Origin of the sequence: Collinsella sp. TM10-22, assembly GCF_003466125.1 — a bacterium.
Classification (GTDB): domain Bacteria; phylum Actinomycetota; class Coriobacteriia; order Coriobacteriales; family Coriobacteriaceae; genus Collinsella.
Genome location: NZ_QSOC01000006.1, coordinates 36,819 through 52,536 on the forward strand (window position 1 = coordinate 36,819; position 15,718 = coordinate 52,536).

The 15,718-nt window shown below is 59.1% G+C and carries 17 protein-coding genes and 1 pseudogene; 8 read left to right on the forward strand and 10 right to left on the reverse strand.

Annotated elements, in window-relative coordinates:
• Positions 1–50 precede the first annotated feature (50 nt).
• Positions 51–1,262, forward strand: coding sequence for a MalY/PatB family protein (locus DXD94_RS07330; RefSeq protein ID WP_117734580.1), 1,212 nt, complete (start codon positions 51–53; stop codon positions 1,260–1,262).
• 105 nt (positions 1,263–1,367) lie between these two features.
• Here DXD94_RS07330 and DXD94_RS07335 read toward each other — a convergent pair whose 3' ends face one another.
• Entirely contained in the window at positions 1,368–1,847 is a 480-nt protein-coding gene (locus DXD94_RS07335) for a pyridoxamine 5'-phosphate oxidase family protein (RefSeq protein ID WP_117734579.1), read from the reverse strand.
• 254 nt (positions 1,848–2,101) lie between these two features.
• Here DXD94_RS07335 and DXD94_RS07340 point away from each other — a divergent pair, with 254 nt between their 5' ends.
• From DXD94_RS07340 to DXD94_RS07350, 3 genes are all read left to right on the forward strand, one after another.
• Entirely contained in the window at positions 2,102–2,527 is a 426-nt protein-coding gene (locus DXD94_RS07340) for a potassium channel family protein (protein ID WP_158550201.1), read from the forward strand.
• A gap of 36 nt (positions 2,528–2,563) precedes the next feature.
• Positions 2,564–3,097: a TIGR00730 family Rossman fold protein gene (locus DXD94_RS07345; protein ID WP_117734577.1), complete on the forward strand. Its 534-nt coding sequence runs from the start codon at positions 2,564–2,566 to the stop codon at positions 3,095–3,097.
• A 125-nt stretch (positions 3,098–3,222) separates the two neighbouring features.
• Positions 3,223–4,527: a chloride channel protein gene (locus tag DXD94_RS07350; protein ID WP_117763678.1), complete on the forward strand. Its 1,305-nt coding sequence runs from the start codon at positions 3,223–3,225 to the stop codon at positions 4,525–4,527.
• Between the two features lie 94 nt (positions 4,528–4,621).
• On the opposite strand, the gene DXD94_RS09970 is transcribed toward DXD94_RS07350, so the two are convergent.
• The 5 genes and pseudogenes from DXD94_RS09970 to DXD94_RS07370 form a co-directional block, all read right to left on the reverse strand.
• Positions 4,622–5,089, reverse strand: coding sequence for an EamA family transporter (locus DXD94_RS09970; RefSeq protein WP_369831506.1), 468 nt, complete (start codon positions 5,087–5,089; stop codon positions 4,622–4,624).
• Positions 5,084–5,497: pseudogene (locus DXD94_RS09975) on the reverse strand (EamA family transporter); the annotation flags it as partial. The pseudogene DXD94_RS09975 and the gene DXD94_RS09970, both read right to left, overlap by 6 nt.
• A 259-nt stretch (positions 5,498–5,756) precedes the next feature.
• Positions 5,757–6,455, reverse strand: a complete 699-nt coding sequence (locus tag DXD94_RS07360) for an ABC-2 transporter permease (protein WP_117763679.1) — start codon at positions 6,453–6,455, stop codon at positions 5,757–5,759.
• Positions 6,452–7,333: an ABC transporter ATP-binding protein gene (locus tag DXD94_RS07365; protein ID WP_117734573.1), complete on the reverse strand. Its 882-nt coding sequence runs from the start codon at positions 7,331–7,333 to the stop codon at positions 6,452–6,454. Before DXD94_RS07365 ends, DXD94_RS07360 begins: the two co-directional genes overlap by 4 nt.
• A gap of 23 nt (positions 7,334–7,356) precedes the next feature.
• Entirely contained in the window at positions 7,357–7,737 is a 381-nt protein-coding gene (locus DXD94_RS07370) for a GntR family transcriptional regulator (protein WP_117743314.1), read from the reverse strand.
• A 569-nt stretch (positions 7,738–8,306) separates the two neighbouring features.
• Between DXD94_RS07370 and DXD94_RS07375 the strand changes: the two genes are divergently transcribed.
• Entirely contained in the window at positions 8,307–9,920 is a 1,614-nt protein-coding gene (locus DXD94_RS07375) for a peptide chain release factor 3 (protein ID WP_117734571.1), read from the forward strand.
• Here the strand turns inward: DXD94_RS07375 and DXD94_RS09730 are convergent.
• Complete coding sequence (locus DXD94_RS09730) at positions 9,917–10,093, reverse strand: hypothetical protein (protein ID WP_199412456.1); 177 nt, start codon at positions 10,091–10,093, stop codon at positions 9,917–9,919. The genes DXD94_RS07375 and DXD94_RS09730 overlap by 4 nt on opposite strands.
• Between DXD94_RS09730 and DXD94_RS07380 the strand changes: the two genes are divergently transcribed.
• The gene (locus DXD94_RS07380) at positions 10,077–10,799 is read left to right on the forward strand and encodes a VUT family protein (RefSeq protein WP_233502109.1); all 723 of its coding nucleotides are present in this window, start codon (positions 10,077–10,079) and stop codon (positions 10,797–10,799) included. The two genes, DXD94_RS09730 and DXD94_RS07380, sit on opposite strands and share 17 nt — an antisense overlap.
• A gap of 9 nt (positions 10,800–10,808) precedes the next feature.
• A complete protein-coding gene (locus tag DXD94_RS07385) occupies positions 10,809–11,489 on the forward strand; it encodes an SDR family NAD(P)-dependent oxidoreductase (protein ID WP_117734570.1) in 681 nt (226 codons plus the stop codon).
• A 50-nt stretch (positions 11,490–11,539) separates the two neighbouring features.
• Here the strand turns inward: DXD94_RS07385 and DXD94_RS07390 are convergent, their stop codons facing one another.
• Complete coding sequence (locus tag DXD94_RS07390) at positions 11,540–12,265, reverse strand: uracil-DNA glycosylase (protein ID WP_117734569.1); 726 nt, start codon at positions 12,263–12,265, stop codon at positions 11,540–11,542.
• 88 nt (positions 12,266–12,353) lie between these two features.
• Entirely contained in the window at positions 12,354–13,256 is a 903-nt protein-coding gene (locus DXD94_RS07395; protein WP_117734568.1) for a DMT family transporter, read from the reverse strand.
• A 158-nt stretch (positions 13,257–13,414) separates the two neighbouring features.
• Here DXD94_RS07395 and DXD94_RS07400 point away from each other — a divergent pair, with 158 nt between their 5' ends.
• Entirely contained in the window at positions 13,415–14,281 is an 867-nt protein-coding gene (locus DXD94_RS07400) for a LysR family transcriptional regulator (RefSeq protein ID WP_117734567.1), read from the forward strand.
• 27 nt (positions 14,282–14,308) lie between these two features.
• On the opposite strand, the gene DXD94_RS07405 is transcribed toward DXD94_RS07400, so the two are convergent.
• On the reverse strand, positions 14,309–15,691 hold the full coding sequence (locus DXD94_RS07405) for an MATE family efflux transporter (RefSeq protein WP_117763680.1): 1,383 nt from the start codon (positions 15,689–15,691) through the stop codon (positions 14,309–14,311).
• Positions 15,692–15,718: the final 27 nt, after the last annotated feature.

The window sequence follows — 15,718 nt, forward strand, 5'->3', positions numbered from 1 at the left end:
GGTGGACAATAGCGCCTATCGAAACAGTCTACTTTGCACGGGAGTCCAGCATGAAATACGACTTCACTTCAATCATCGACCGCCACGGCATGGACTCCATCGCCGCTGACTCTTGGGGCGAGATCCCCGGCATGGCTCCGAACGCGCCTGACGAGGGCTTCGACCGCATTCCCATGTGGGTGGCCGACATGAACTTTGCCACGGTGCCTACGGTCCAGGAGCACATCATTCAGCGCGCTCAGCATCCCATGTTTGGCTACTTTAACCCGCGCTCCGAGTATTTCGACCGCATCATCGAATGGCAGAGCCGCCGCAATGGCGTCGAGGGTCTGCGCCCTGAACATATCGGCTACGAAAACGGCGTGCTGGGCGGTGTCGTGTCGACGCTGCGTGCGTATGTTCAGCCAGGCGATGCGGTGCTGGTCCACAGCCCTACCTACATCGGCTTTACCAAGTCTATCGAAGCCGCGGGCTATCGCATTGTCCACAGCCCGCTTAAGCTCGACGACCAGGGTGTGTGGCGCATGGACTTTGAGGACATGGAGCGCAAGCTCGTCCAAAACCATATCCATGCCGCGGTGTTCTGCTCGCCGCATAACCCCTGCGGCCGCGTATGGGAGCGCGATGAGATTGAGCGCGCCATGGACATCTATCGCCGGCTCGATTGCGTGGTGATCTCGGACGAGATCTGGTCCGACATCATCATGCCCGGCCACAAGCATATCCCGACGCAGTCGGTGAGCGAGGATGCCCGCATGCGCACGGTCGCCCTCTATGCGCCGAGCAAGACGTTTAACCTGGCGGGCCTGGTCGGCAGCTACCACATCATCTATAACGAGACGCTGCGCGATCGCGTGTGCGCCGTGTCCAATATGACCCACTATAACGAGATGAATGTCCTTTCGATGCATGCGCTTATCGGCGCCTACCAGCCGCAGGGCTACGAGTGGGTCGATGAACTCAACGAGGTCATCGAGGGCAACATTGACTACTTCTGCGATTACGTGGACGAGCATTTTGAGGGCGTGTCCTATTCGCGCCCGCAGGGCACCTATATGGTGTTCCTAGACTGCACGGAGTGGTGCCGCGAGCATGGCCGCGATATTCAGTGGCTGCTCGATGAGGGCGCGCGTGTGGGCGTGGGCTATCAGGACGGCCGTCCGTTCCACGGATCTTGCCACATTCGCGTGAATCTAGCACTGCCGCTTTCGCGTGTAAGGGAGGCGTGCGACCGCTTGGACCGCTACGTTTTTGGGGTATAGGGGGCAAGCGATTCGGCCGCCGCGGTCTGCGCCCACGCCGTTAGCGTGCGTGGGCGCATAGGGCACAGAGGGCACAGAGGGCTGCGAGCACGTTTTCCGCGTTTGCTATTTTTCCTGAATCTGCTTGCCGCAAAGGTGCTCAACCGTAATTTCATACAGCTGGACGCCCCCTATGCTTTGTTTGATCTCCTCTTCGGCCTCCTCGGCGGAAGGGTAGTATTTGAGGGCGAGCTGGCGGATTGTATCTTCGACAAATGCCGGGTCATCGTTCACGAGGCGACAGCGGCCAAAAACCACGGTGCTCTGAACATAGGGTGCCCAGTCGTCATCCTTATACCAATCGTTGCCATAGACGGTAAAGCAGACTTTGTCGTTTCGTTTGAGTGCGTCGACCTTGTGTCCTGCCTTGGCACCATGAAAATAAATTTTGTCGTGCTCGGTGTCAAAGAAGTAATTGACGGGAATGGCATAGGGATAGCCATCGTCGCCGTTGACGGCAAAAACGCCGCGCTTGCAATCGGCGAGCAGCTCTCGCGCCTGTTTATCGGTGATGGCGCGCTTTTTTCTGCGAAGAGGCCTAAACATTGTGGACTCCCTTTCTTTTTGCGTGCTGCGGGCACGGCGGTGGGCGGTATGTCTATATCAAGATACTCGTTCGGGCCGTGAGACCTGTGGGGATGTCCTATTTGTCGCAGATTGAAACGTATGCCGTTTTGCCACGGGGACGGTCCTTCATAACCCGCCGTTTAGAAGCGTCCCCGACGACTGGTTCCGTTTGCGGGGAAGGCGTGGGACAATACCGAGCGAATGTGATTGGGCGTCTGGGAAAAGGGGTCGCGATGAACAAGTTGAGGACGCTTGCCGACGTGTTGCGACAGGCTGGCTTTGCACGCATCACGGGCCTGTTTCTTATCTTTTACCTGCTGTGCTCGACGGCTGTCTGGCTGTCCGAGCCCACGACCCTCACGTTTGGCGATGGTCTCTGGTTTAGCTTTGAGACGGTCTCGACCATCGGCTTTGGCGATATCCCGGCCGAAACGCCGGTCGCCCGCGCTATTACCGTCGTCCTGAGCGTCATCAGCATCTTCTACATCGCCATGCTCACGGGTGTGGCGGTGAACTACTGCAATACGCTCATTAAACTGCGCCAAAAGGACACCATGGCGCGCTTTATGGATGATCTTGAGCATTTGGAAGAGCTCGATCGTGACGAGCTCGCTGACCTGTCGCGCCGCGTACGCGAATATCGCCGACGCCAACGCTAGAACGGGCGCCGTGCGTCACGACGAGGGGGACTGAATATGAATATCACCGTGTATCTGGGCGCCAGCGTCGGCAATGACCCGGCGTTTCTGCCTGCGGTGCAAGAGCTGGGCAACTGGATTGGCTCCAACGGGCACGCGCTGGTATACGGCGGGTCTAAATCGGGCCTGATGGGCGCGCTTGCCGATAGCGTGCTCGATGCTGGCGGGCATGTGACGGGCGTTGAGCCGAGCTTTTTTATCGAGGCAGAGTTTCAACACGAAGGTATTGACGACCTTATCGTGACGAGCGATATGGCTGAGCGCAAAGCCAAGATGATTGAGCTTGGCGATGCCTTCATTGCCTTTCCCGGCGGGACGGGCACGCTCGAGGAGATTGCCGAGGTCATGTCTGCGGTATCGTTGGGACACCTGAGTGCTCCGTGCATCCTGTATAACCTGGACGGTTACTACAACGACCTCAAGGCGCTGCTCGGGCATATGATCGATAAGGGCTTATCGAGTCCGCAGCGCCAGCAAGGCATCTACTTTGCCGACGATTTGCGCGAGATTGCCTCGATTATTGGGAGTTGAGGTTCGCATCCGTAGTGCCCTGGCACTCAATGGTGTCGTTTGGGGCGCAGATGGTTGGCTCGTCTGGACAATGCTCGCCCTACAATAAGGCGTATCTATGTTGACTTTGACCACGGGAGGACCCGATGGGTAACCTGGCAAAACCCAAAAACCGTGCGCTGTTTTTAGCTAGCGTTGCTGTGACTGGCGCTTTCGCAGGCGCTGCGGTCTGGCTGTTCTTTTTTGCGATGGAGCACGGTATCGACTATCTATGGACCGAGATTCCGCAAATGCTGGGCGTCGCTTCGCCCGAGCTCGCGAGCGGTCCGTTCGGTTTTTTACCGTACCCGTTTTTCGTCTGCCTGCTGGGCGGCCTGCTGATCGGTCTGTACGAAAAGATGACGGGCACCAAGACCGATGACCTCAACCAGGTGATGGCCAAGGTAAAGCGCGACTGCCGCTACCCGTACGACAACCTCGGCAAGCTATCTCTTGCGGCATTGCTGCCGTTGCTGTTTGGCGGAAGCATTGGACCGGAGGCTGGCCTGACCGGTGTCATTGCAGGTCTGTGCAGCTGGGTCGGCGACCGCATGCGTTGCTTTGGCGCCGAGTTTAGGCAACTCACGCTGCTGGGTACCCAGGCTGCCCTGACGGCGCTCTTTACCGCGCCTGTCTTTGGCTTTGTGGCGCCGCTCGCCGGCAGCGCCGACGGCCAGGGCGCCGACGACGATGAGGACTCAGCGTCCGACGAGATCACCATCAAGCTGCCCAAGGCGCAAAAGACCGTGGTCTACGGCATCGCGATTGCCGGCGGCTTGGGCACCTATCTGTTGCTCGGCCAGCTTATGGGCGGCGGTATGGGTATGCCGAGGTTCGAGGCTGCTCAGGTGGGCAACCTCGAGCTTGCCTGGCTTATTCCCCTGGCGCTCATCGGCACTGTCTGTGGCTGGCTGTACTTTGTTTCGGAGCACGCGAGCGAGGCACTGGCCCACGCCATGGGGGAGCACCCTGTCATCAAGGCCATGCTGGCCGGTTTGGCGCTCGCCATTTGCGGCACGGTCCTGCCCTACACCATGTTTGCCGGCGAGACGCAGGCCGATGTGCTCATGGAGACCTATATGACCATTCCCGCTGGCGTACTCATTGCAACCGGTCTTGTCAAGGCCATGCTGACGCCCGCCCTTATCAACATGGGCTGGCGCGGCGGCCACTTCTTCCCGGTTATCTTCTCGGGCGTAAGCCTGGGCTACGGCCTTGCTGTCTTCACCGGCGCCGATCCGGTCTTTTGCGTCGCCGTCTGCACGGCATCGATGATGGGTGCGGTCATGCGTCAGCCGGTCATGGTCGTGGGCCTGCTGCTCATGTGCTTCCCGCTCAAGGGTATCGTCTGCATGATCATCGCCGCCGTTATCGCCGCCGGCATTCCGCTGCCCAAGCCGCTGCGCAAGTAGCACGATAGCGCGCAGTCAGTACAAACATCTCAAGTCCGGTGCGGGCGCTGTGTCACGGATTTGCGGGTGGACTGGATTTCGTTCGGTATCGGCGCTACTTCCAAATTGCAAGCGCGGCGGTGCCCAGTACGATGAGGGCGAGACCGATGGCGCTGCGTCGTGAGAGTTTTTCGTTGAATGCCAGACGCGCAAATAGTACCGATACGACAATCGATAGTTTGTCGATCTGCACCGCGACGCTCACCTGGCCTGCAGCGATGGCGTAGTAATAGAGCAGCCACGATGCTCCGGTTGCGATGCCCGATGTTACGAGAAATGTGAGTTCGCGCCGGTCAACGTGCGCGACCTGCTCCAGTTTTCCCTTGGCTGCCACGATTGCCCATGCCATAACCAGTACCACGCAGGTGCGGATTGCCGTGGCCAGGTTTGACTCGACGCCTTCGATGCCGATCTTGGCGAGGATGGAGGTGAGTGCCGCGAACACGGCGGCGCCGAGGGCGTAAGCGAGCCAGGTCCGGTCTTGCTGCTGCTCGGGTCCGGCGGACTGCTTCTTCTCGATCATTAAAAACGTGCCGAGGGTGATGACAGCGGTTCCCACGAGCTTAACCGCAAGGTTGCTCGTCTCACCAAAAAGCGCGATGGCGACCAGCGCGGCGAGCACGGTGCTCATCTTGTCGACCGGTACGACCTTATTGACGTCTCCGATGCTCAACGCCTTAAAGTAACAGATCCACGAAGCACCTGTAGCGAGTCCCGAGAGGACGAGAAAGAGCCAGGATCTGGGTTCGATACTGCCAATGGTCCCAATGGATCTAGAAATGCCCGCCATTGCCCAGGCGAAAACGAGCACCACGCAGGTGCGAATGGCCGTCGCGATATCGGAGTCGGTCTGCTTGATACCGCATTTGGCCAAGATGGATGTGATGCCGGCAAAGAATGCTGACGCAAATGCTGCGACGACCCACGACACGGGTGCGATGCCTCCTTGGATAATGGGTTTATCCTGCGAGTTTTATGGACATAAGGATACCGCCCCACCATGAAGGTTTGATATGGCCGCGGCGAGACGGGGCCATGTTCCGGGGAGCCATTTGGTTAGGGCTCGAATTGAAGGTGAATGTTTTTCCGAGAAGTGAACGGCATGCCGTGAAGGGTGGTAACGACGTTGTTACTGCTTCGTCTTATCTAGTAAATGAGGTGGGGTGCCGCCCAAGTCCTTTAGCTGTCGATTACAGGTCGCGTACTCGATAAACCTTGGTGCTGACGGTGCAGCTGATTGCGCATAGCGCGAGGGCCAGGACGGCAATTCCTGCGCACAGGCAGCCGAGGACGGCGGAATCGGGATTTGCCCCGGCAATCGACATGAGCCAGTTGCTGATGGGGTTGGAGGAGCTCAGCGTGGCCATAGCAAGGCAACCGAGCAAGGCAAACAGACCAACGGACAGGCGCAGCGCCTCCATGTGTCCAAAACGAAAGAACAGCGGCTGCGCCAAAAACACCATCATGAGGGAGATGAGCATCGAGGCTGCCGAGGCAATTGCGATCTCAAATACGACCTGTCCCGTCGGGAAAATGCCTGCATTATTGAAGAGTGGGATGGTGACGATGTTCAACAGCGCGGCCGCACATGCCATGATGGCCGAGAAAGCAACGATACACAGGTAACGTGCGCAGACGATGTCTTTGCGCGAGAAGGGCAGCGTTGCCCGATAGCGCTCCCATCCGTTTTGATTGTCGAAGCCGGCTAGCGAGTTCATGATCATGACGGGCGACATGGCGCTGACTGCGCAGGCGCCAGCACTCATGCCGGAATCACCATCCGATGCGTTGGCGAGGGTCATCACGATGAATATAAATAAGCCGACACCCGCGATGCTCGGGATAAGCGTGCGAACGATGGCGAGCTCGGACATAAAGGCGCGTTTCATTTCGAAGCCCCTTTCAGCATGAGGCGAAGGTAGTCATCAATGGTTGCCCGATCGCAGGGAATCTCGGGGAAAGCCTCGAGCGTATCACGGCGGTTGGGCACGAGCACGTCCACGCTATAGGCGTGGCGGGCAGCACGGGCGCCTTCGACGCAAGCCATGAGCTCTGCGGCCTGTGCTTGCGTGCAGTGGGCGATTCCGGCGCGGTCGGTAATGTCCTCGCGTGGCAGGTCAAATGCAATCGAACCGTTATCGATGCAGATGACGCGATCGGCGGCGCTATCGAGGTCGGACGTAATGTGGCTCGAGAGCAGTACGCTGCGCTGGCCGTCGGAAACAAAGGCGAGCAGCTCATCGAGCAGCTCCTCGCGCGCCATGGGATCGAGGCCCGCGGTGGCTTCGTCCAAAACGAGCAGCCTGGCATTGTGGCTGAGCGCACAGGCGAGCTGCAGCTTCATACCCATGCCGCGGGAGAGGTCTTTGACCTTGGCTTTGGGATCAAGGCCAAATCGTTCGATAAATCTGGCGAATGTTTCGCGACTCCATGTGGGGTGCGCCGGGCCTACGAGCGTCTCGATCTGGCCCACCTTGAGCGTGGAAGGGAAAGGACACGTGTCCAGGACAAGACCGATGCGGGAGCGCAGATGGCGCTGTGTCTCGCCGGGCGCGTCGGTGCCGCAGTGCTGCCCAAACAGGTGCACCTCGCCGGCATCGAGCTTTATGAGTCCGAGCGCGGCGCGAATCGTCGTTGTCTTACCGGCGCCGTTTGCGCCCACAAAGCCAACAATCTGGCCGGGCTCCACGGTGAGTGTGACATCGCGTAGGGAAAAGCGGTCGCTTACGCGGCGTGAGACGCCTTTGAGTTCTAGCAAGTTTTGCATGGTATAGCCTTTCTTGCAGATGGCTACTGCATGGTTTCGGGGGCTACAAGGTCGAGCATCTCGTGCAATTTGTCGCGCGTGACGCCCAGGGTTTCGGCCTGCGTAGCGGCCTGCGCAAGCAACTCTTCGATATGGCAAAGCTGGTTTTCGCGCAAGAGTTCCTGGTTGCCCTCGGCGACAAAGCAGCCCTTGCCCTGCACGGTACAGATAAAGCCAAGTTGTTCCAGGTCGGCATAGGCGCGCTTGGTGGTGATGACACTCACACCGAGGTCGCTCGCGAGCGCGCGGATGCTGGGGAGTTTGGCTCCTGCAGCGAGTGCGCCCGAAAGGATCTGAGCTTTGACCTGCGAGGAGATCTGCTCATAGATGGGCTTGTCGCTCGAATTGGATAGGATGATGTCCACAGCGGCTCCTTAGCTGTTGGGCTACACGTGTATATAACCGGTAAGCACAGTATATATACACTATGCACAGTTATGCAAGAGGAAATGTGGAATAGCCTGCCAGTGTCGCGCTTACTTCAAAACAATCTCAATCTGTAACACCTAGGTCCGTTTTGGGTCGCTTGCTGTTACAGATTGAGATGTTATTTGCCCGCCTGTCTATTTGTCTCAATCTGTAACAGTAAGAGTCGATTTGGGCGGCTAGATGTTACAGATTGAGACATTGGTTGCCTTCCTGCCGGTTTATCTCAATCTGTAACAGGTGGAGGCTCAAAACCCGTCTTTCTGTTACAGATTGAGACGAGATTGAGACGGTGTCGATCTTCCCAGCCGTTTATCTCAATCTGTAACACCAGGAACGCTAAAACCCGTCTATCTGTTACAGATCGAGACAGTCCTTGAGGCGGCTGCCCGGTGCACAGCGAGCTTGGCTGATGAATTTGTCCTGATAGGTGCTCTGTGGCGGGATTTCGCGGCTACAATAGTACGGTTTCAACGACGTAATGCACTCAATGCAAGAAAGGATCCGCATGGCAAGCCTGTCGGATGAAATCTCGTCGCGCCGCACATTCGCGATCATCAGCCACCCGGACGCCGGTAAGACCACGCTTACCGAGAAGCTGCTGCTCTATACCGGCAGCATCCAGACCGCCGGCTCGGTCAAGGGCAAGAGTTCGGCCAAGCATGCCGTCTCGGACTGGATGGACATCGAGAAGGAGCGCGGTATTTCCGTTACCTCCTCGGTACTGCAGTTCACCTACAACGGCGCCTGCGTCAACATCCTCGATACTCCCGGCCACCAGGACTTCTCGGAGGATACCTACCGTACCCTTATGGCCGCCGACGCCGCGGTCATGGTCATCGACGGCGCCAAGGGCGTCGAGGCCCAGACCAAAAAGCTCTTTAAGGTCTGCACGCTGCGCCACATTCCCATCTTTACCTTTGTGAACAAGCTCGACCACGAGGCCCGCGATCCGTTTGAGCTCATGGAAGAGATCGAGAACGTCCTGGGCATCAATACGTACCCCATGAACTGGCCAATCGGCAGCGGCCGTAACTTCCGCGGCGTGTTCGACCGTCAGACCCGTCGCGTCATCGCCTTTGAGGGCGACGGTCACGCCAACGCCACCAAGAAGGTCGCCGAGGTCGAGGCCGAGCTGGGCGACCCCGCCATGGATGAGCTTATTGGCGAGGAGAACCACAAGAACCTGATGGACGACATCGAGCTGCTCGATGGCGCCGGCGACGAGCTCGACCTGGATGCCGTGGCCTGCGGCAAGCTGAGCCCGGCGTTCTTTGGCTCGGCGCTCACCAACTTTGGCGTGGAGCCCTTCCTCAAGGAGTTCTTGCGCCTGGCCCCGACGCCGCGCGCCTATACCGATACGCTCACCAGCGAGCCGGTCGATCCGTGCCGCGACGACTTTAGCGGCTTTGTGTTTAAGATCCAGGCCAACATGGACAAGAACCACCGCGACCGTATCGCCTTTGTGCGCATTTGCTCGGGCAAGTTCGAGCGCGGCATGGATGCCTTCCACGTGCAGGGCAACCGTAAGCTCAAGCTTGCCACGGGCACGTCGATGATGGCCGATGACCGCGCCATCGTGGACGAGGCGTACGCGGGCGATATCGTAGGCCTGTTCGATCCGGGTATCTTTAGCATCGGCGACACCGTGTGCTCTGGCAAGCGCCACGTACAGTATCCGCAGATCCCGACGTTTGCCCCCGAGATGTTCGCCCGCATCACGCAGGTCGACACGCTCAAGCGCAAGCAATTCGTGAAGGGCATGGAGGAGCTTGCCCAGGAGGGCGCCATCCAGATCTTCCGCGAGCTGGGTGCCGGCATGGAGAGCGTCATCGTGGGCGTGGTCGGCGTACTGCAGTTTGAGGTGCTCGAGCGCCGCCTTAAGGCCGAGTACCGTGTTGAAGTCCGTCGTCAGCCGCTGCCCTATACGGACATCCGCTGGATCCAGAACGACCCCGACACCATCGACATCCCGGGCCTTTCGCTCACGCGTGACACCTTGCGCGTCGAGGACATGCGCGGCGGCAAACTGCTGCTGTTTACGAGCCCGTGGAATGTTGACTGGGCGACCGACCACAACCCCGACCTTGTCCTGTCGGAGTTTGGCAACGTAACGTTTTAGTGCGCCGGCGCGGTGGTCCTGTGGGGCTGCCGCGCCGCTTGCTTGCCTGCCGCCGTGTGAGCGGCTATCATACCCACCGTCGCCTCAAGACCGTGGCGGCCGAGCAGTTCGGGTCCGATATCCTGCTCGTTAAACCTAAAACCAAAGGAGTACATAATGATCAAGAAGGTCATGGAGGACTACAAGGTCCTGTTGCGGAGCATTCCCGCGGCAACGGTTTCGCTGTTTATCGTGAGCGTTATCATGATGAACCTGCTGGCCAACAAGGAGCTTATCAGCCTGCCGTATCTGGCACTCGATTGCGGCTTTGTGGTGAGCTGGGTTTCGTTTTTGTGCCAGGACATGATTTGCAAGCGCTTTGGCGCCAAGGCATCCATCAAAATTTCTATCCTCGCGTTGGCGGTCAACCTGGCCGTGAGCCTGTGCTTTTGGGCATGCTCGCTCACGCCCGGCATGTGGGGCGCCTACTACGACACGGGTATGATCGAGGTCAACACTGCCCTTAACGCCACCATCGGTGGCACCTGGTATGTGGTGCTGGGCTCTTCGCTGGCAATGCTCGTCTCTGCCGTGGTTAACTCCACACTCAACCAGTCGCTCGGCCGCATGCTCAAAAAGAATAACTTTGCGAGCTTTGCCTTCCGCTCCTATGTGTCTACGGGTGTCGGCCAGTTTATCGACAACCTAGTCTTTGCCATTGTGGTGAGCCACACGTTCTTTGGTTGGACCTGGGTGCAGGTTCTTATGTGCTCGCTGACCGGCGCTGTTGCCGAGCTGCTGTGCGAGGTCTTCCTGAGCCCCGTGGGCTACAAGGTCGTGCGCAGCTGGGAGCGCGAGAATGTGGGCGCCGAGTACCTCAAGCGCCATGCAACCGCCTAAGGAGCAAGCATGCGGGTTTTGATCACGGGTGCTTCGGGTGGTATCGGAGCCGCGTGCGTGCAGCGCTTTTTGGACGAGGGCCACGAGGTCGTGGGCTTTGATCTGCTGCCGGCGGCGATCGAACACGAGCGCTACCGCCATCTGATCGTTGATGTCCGCGAGCCTGACTCGTTTCCAGGCGACCTTGAGCCACAGGTAATCGTGAACGTTGCCGGTGTGCAGGATTCGGCCGACGATATTGCCGCCAACTTGCGTGGCACCATCAACGTGACCGAGCGCTATGCCTTTGTGGGGGAGGGGCTTGCCGCCAAGCCGACACCGGCTATCAAATCCGTGGTCAATGTGGGGTCGGCGAGCGGGCATACGGGATCGGAGTTTCCCGACTATGCCGCCAGCAAGGGCGGCGTTATCGCCTACACCAAGAACCTTGCAAACCGCCTGGCGCCGCAGGCCATCGCCAACAGTGTGGACCCGGGTGGCGTGATCACGCCGCTCAACCGTTGCGTGATGGAAGACGAACACCTGTGGAGCCAGATTATGGAACTCACGCCGCTTAAGCGCTGGGCCACCGCCCAAGAGATCTCCGAGTGGATCTACTTTGTGGGCGTGACCAACCGGTTTATGACCGGGCAGAGCCTGCTGATCGATGGCGGCGAGGCCGGCCGCACGCAATTTATTTGGCCCGAATAGGAAACGCGCCCGATGGAAAGCTGTCGGGCGCGTTTTCGATGTATCGATTTTTATCCGAGCCAAGTCCAGTTAACGGGGGTCGAGCCGTGCTGTTCGAGTAACCGATTGGCAGCGGAGAAGGGACGCGACCCCATAAAAGCGGGGAGTTCTGCCGTGGCACGGTTGGCCGAAAGCGGCGAGGGGTGCGTAGAGGCCAGGCAGAACTTGTCGGTTGCCTTGCCCGCGCCGGTCGTGGCGAGCTTGCCTTCGACCATCTGCTGGGCAAAGCGGCCCCATGCCAAAAAGACTACCGGCTGGGGCAGCTGGTAGCAGCGTTCGATAATGTAGTCGGTCAGGGTACTCCAGCCCAGCTTGGCGTGCGAGTTCGCGGCATGCTCGCGCACGGTGAGCGTGGTGTTGAGGAGCAGGACGCCCTGCTGTGCCCATGGGGTTAGGTCTCCCGTGGAGGGAATGGGACAACCCAGATCGGCATTGAGTTCCTTGTAGATGTTGCGCAGGCTCGGCGGCAACTTGGTTTGCGTCGCGGGGACCGAGAACGACAGCCCCATGGCCTGGTTGGGTCCGTGATAGGGGTCTTGACCCAAGATGACAACCTTGACCTGGTCGGCCGGCGTGTAGGCGAGGGCATTGAGGATGTCGTCTTGTGCCGGGTAGATGGTCTGCTCGGCACGCAAAAGGGCGATACGCTCGAGCAGCTGGTTCGTAGTGTCACGGACCGGCTGCGGCGCATTGCCCAACCAAGTTGCTATGTTGAGGTCGCGGGTTGCGGTGTCCATGGGGCTCCTTTATGGCAGATGCTCTGTTGGCATCTATTGTAAAGGCGCACCGGTTGCCTTTATGCCACGGCTGTATGAAGAGCGGGGTCTACGAGACGTGCTCGGGCGCTCCTGCCATGCGAGCCTGTCCATGCGCGCGAAGGCGCGGAAGTTCGACGGTTGCCACCATGACGCCGGTGAGGATGAGGGCGGCACCAAAGAAGGCGATGGGGCTCAGGACTTCGCCGACCAGGAAGAACGAAAAGACGGCAGAGCATACCGGCTCGAGCGAGAAGGCGAAACCGGTGGTCTCGGCAGGCACATGGGGCTGCACGAGCGTTTGGGTGATAAAGCCGTAAGCAGAGCAGATGAGTGCGAGCGCAATGACGACCACGATCTCGCTGGGCGTACTGGGAAGCGTGAAGCCGCCAAAGGTGAATGCGGCGATGCCCGAGAACAAGCCGCCAAAGCCCAGCTGCCAAACGCCCAGAGCCAGCGGGTCGACATCTTCGACAAAGCGCTTCGCCACAATGATGTGTCCGGCGTAGACAAAGGCGGAGAGCAGCATGATGAGCGCGCCCGGGTTCAGGCTAGTGAAGTCGGCGCCCGAGAGCAGCAACATACCGCAGGTGACGATGGCGGTGCCGACGAGCACTTTGCGCTCGGGGGCGCGGCGCAGCAGGGCGGCGTTGGCAAACGGCACGATTACGACCGTCAGGCTCTGCAAAAAGCCGGCAGTGGAGGCAGAGGTGAGGCTGGAGCCCAGGCACATGCAGGTGAGCTCGGTTGCCATAATGGCGCCGATGATGGCGGCACGGACCATAAGGTCGCGGTTGATGCGCAACGCGTGCTTGTGGAAGAGCAGCAGGCAGACCACAAAGGCGATGATGCAGCGTAGCGCGACGATGCTCGTGGCGTTCATGCTGTCCATGCCGATCTTCATGAGGGGATACGAAAAGCCCCATGCGACGGGAACGGAAAATGAGAGCGCGATTGCTTTTTTGCGATCCATGGGACTCCTTTTGTTACAGAACGGTTTCGCAAAAAGGATTCTGCTCCCAGATATGGATGTAGTAAAGCGAATGTATCTTCAGTATGATTAAGAAATACTAATGTTGGCAGAAAAAGCCCTGGCAAAACGTTTTACGGCTGCATTGATGTGGAGGTGCGATGGCATCGCGGTATCAGATTGTTTGTATGGTGGTCGATCGCGGCAGTCTTAAGGGCGCGGCGGACGAGCTGGGCTATACGCAAAGTGCGGTGAGCCAGGCCGTCAAGGCACTCGAGCGCGAGCTGGGTACCACGCTTATCGAGCGCGGTAAGCAGGGCGTTTCGCTTACGCGCGACGGTAAACAATATCTGCCGTATCTGCGCCAGATTGTGACTGCCGAGGCTGAGCTCGAGGGCAAGCGCCAGGAGTTGCTGGGGCTTTCGTCGACCGATATTCGCATCGCGACGTTTACCAACGTGAGTCGAACCGTGTTACCGCGTGTGATCCGCGACTTTGGGGCGCTGCACCCGGGCGTACGCTTTACCCTTAAGCAGGGCGACTACACGCGCAACGCCCAATGGGTGCACGATGGCGTGGTCGATTTTTGCTTTACGGCACGCGGGTTTACCGCTGGCCTCGAGAAGCGCGTGGTCTATCACGACGAGTTGGTGGCACTGTTGCCTGTCGCGCATCCGCTGGCGGCAAAGGAAAAGGTGACACTCGCCGACCTGGCTTCCGAGCCGTTTGTGCTTCTGGATGAGGGCGAACAGAGCCTGGTGCTCGATGCATTCGCGGCGCATGGCCTGTCGCCGCACGTGACGAGCGAGGTCACCGACGACTACACCATCATGGCGATGGTGGAGGAGGGCCTAGGCGTGAGCATGCTCTACCGTCGTACTGTGGAGGGCATGCGTGCCGATATTCGCGTACGTCCCATCGTGCACGCCCCCTCGCGCGACGTAGTGGCGGCCTGGCGCAGCTGGGACACCATGCCCATCGCCACGAGGCGCTTTATCGACTATATGAGCTCGCATATTGTCAATTAATGACTGGCGCGGCGTTGAGTGCGGTGTTTAGCGGGCTGTCGCTTTGGCTTGGGTGACACGATAGGTGCGTGCCGGGTGGCAGAGTAGCACCGCCACGACCATAAAGAACGCCGTGGTGCCCAGGCTGATGGGGTAGACCATCATGATGTTCGCAAAGGTGCGGAAGTGCGGGAACACGCAGAACACCCAATAGAAGCGGATGCCGCAGACGCAGATCATGGTGATGAGGGCGGGCGTGAGCGAGATACCAAAGCCGCGCAGGTAGCCGGACATGTTTTCGTAGAACATGCTAAAGGCGTACGCCGGGAAGATCGAACACACGCGGATATAGCCGATCGAGACGATGTTGGGATCGCTGTTGAACAGCGACAAGATCTCGCGCCCCAGGCCGACAATAACGATAATTGTGGTGAGCGCGACGATACCGCCTTCGACCAGGCAGACCTTGAGCGTTTTGGTGCAGCGGTCGATCTGGCGGGCACCGTGGTTTTGTCCCACAAAGGTGGTGCAAGCCTGGCTAAAGCTGTTGAGCAGGTTGTAGCATACGTACTCCAAGCTCATGGCGGCGCTCGATGCCGCCATGACCTCGGTGCCCAGGCTGTTGATGGCGGACTGGATGATGATGTTGGCGACGGCAAAGACGGCGCTTTGGATGCCGGCGGGCAGGCCGATCTTGACGATGCGCTTGAGGGCGACGGGGTCGATAGCCAAGTCACGCGGGGTGACGCGGACGACAGAGTCGGTCTTGAGCAGGCGGATAAAGAGCGTAGCGGCGCTGACGGTGTAGGCGATGGCGGTGGCGATGGCGACGCCCGCGACGCCCCAGTGAAGTACGGGGACAAAGATGAGGTCCAGGCCAATGTTGAGGACGGTGGACACGGCAAGCGCCTGCAGCGGCATGCGGGTGATGCCGACGGAGCGGAAGATCGCGGCCTCAAAGTTGTAGAGCAAGATCGAGGGCATGCTGAGCAAAAAGACGCGCAGGTAGAGCGAAGCGAGCGGCATGGTTTCGGCAGGAACGTTGAGCGCGGCGAGCATGGGCTCGGCAAAGATCTCGCCCAGCGCGATGACGACAAAGCCCACGAGCGCCATTAAAACCGAGGTATGGACGGCACGTTTGACCATGTTCTGATCGTTGCGGCCGATAGCGTTGGCGATGACCACATTTGAGCCAAGCGACATGCCGATAAACAGGTTGAGCATAAGACTGGTAATCGGAACATTGGAGCCGACCGCTGCCATGGCAAGGGTTCCCTGGTCGCCCGAGAAGTTGCCGATGATGACCGTGGCGATGAGGTTCGATAGCTGTTCCAAGATGCTCGTGGCGGCCACGGGGAAGGCGAACAGGGGAATATTGCGCCACAGCGAGCCGGTGGTCATGTCAATGTGCTTAGATGCGGTATCGGCCATACACTCTCAATCTCTAATATGCTATTT

Bases quoted from the DNA above. Each gene is read 5' to 3' on its own strand.
- DXD94_RS07330 (WP_117734580.1), top strand. From the start codon at position 51: ATGAAATACGACTTCACTTCAATCATCGACCGCCACGGCATGGACTCC.
- DXD94_RS07335 (WP_117734579.1), bottom strand. From the start codon at position 1,847: ATGTTTAGGCCTCTTCGCAGAAAAAAGCGCGCCATCACCGATAAACAG.
- DXD94_RS07340 (WP_158550201.1), top strand. From the start codon at position 2,102: ATGAACAAGTTGAGGACGCTTGCCGACGTGTTGCGACAGGCTGGCTTT.
- DXD94_RS07345 (WP_117734577.1), top strand. From the start codon at position 2,564: ATGAATATCACCGTGTATCTGGGCGCCAGCGTCGGCAATGACCCGGCG.
- DXD94_RS07350 (WP_117763678.1), top strand. From the start codon at position 3,223: ATGGGTAACCTGGCAAAACCCAAAAACCGTGCGCTGTTTTTAGCTAGC.
- DXD94_RS09970 (WP_369831506.1), bottom strand. From the start codon at position 5,089: ATGATCGAGAAGAAGCAGTCCGCCGGACCCGAGCAGCAGCAAGACCGG.
- DXD94_RS07360 (WP_117763679.1), bottom strand. From the start codon at position 6,455: ATGAAACGCGCCTTTATGTCCGAGCTCGCCATCGTTCGCACGCTTATC.
- DXD94_RS07365 (WP_117734573.1), bottom strand. From the start codon at position 7,333: ATGCAAAACTTGCTAGAACTCAAAGGCGTCTCACGCCGCGTAAGCGAC.
- DXD94_RS07375 (WP_117734571.1), top strand. From the start codon at position 8,307: ATGGCAAGCCTGTCGGATGAAATCTCGTCGCGCCGCACATTCGCGATC.
- DXD94_RS07380 (WP_233502109.1), top strand. From the start codon at position 10,077: ATGATCAAGAAGGTCATGGAGGACTACAAGGTCCTGTTGCGGAGCATT.
- DXD94_RS09730 (WP_199412456.1), bottom strand. From the start codon at position 10,093: ATGACCTTCTTGATCATTATGTACTCCTTTGGTTTTAGGTTTAACGAG.
- DXD94_RS07385 (WP_117734570.1), top strand. From the start codon at position 10,809: ATGCGGGTTTTGATCACGGGTGCTTCGGGTGGTATCGGAGCCGCGTGC.
- DXD94_RS07390 (WP_117734569.1), bottom strand. From the start codon at position 12,265: ATGGACACCGCAACCCGCGACCTCAACATAGCAACTTGGTTGGGCAAT.
- DXD94_RS07395 (WP_117734568.1), bottom strand. From the start codon at position 13,256: ATGGATCGCAAAAAAGCAATCGCGCTCTCATTTTCCGTTCCCGTCGCA.
- DXD94_RS07400 (WP_117734567.1), top strand. From the start codon at position 13,415: ATGGCATCGCGGTATCAGATTGTTTGTATGGTGGTCGATCGCGGCAGT.
- DXD94_RS07405 (WP_117763680.1), bottom strand. From the start codon at position 15,691: ATGGCCGATACCGCATCTAAGCACATTGACATGACCACCGGCTCGCTG.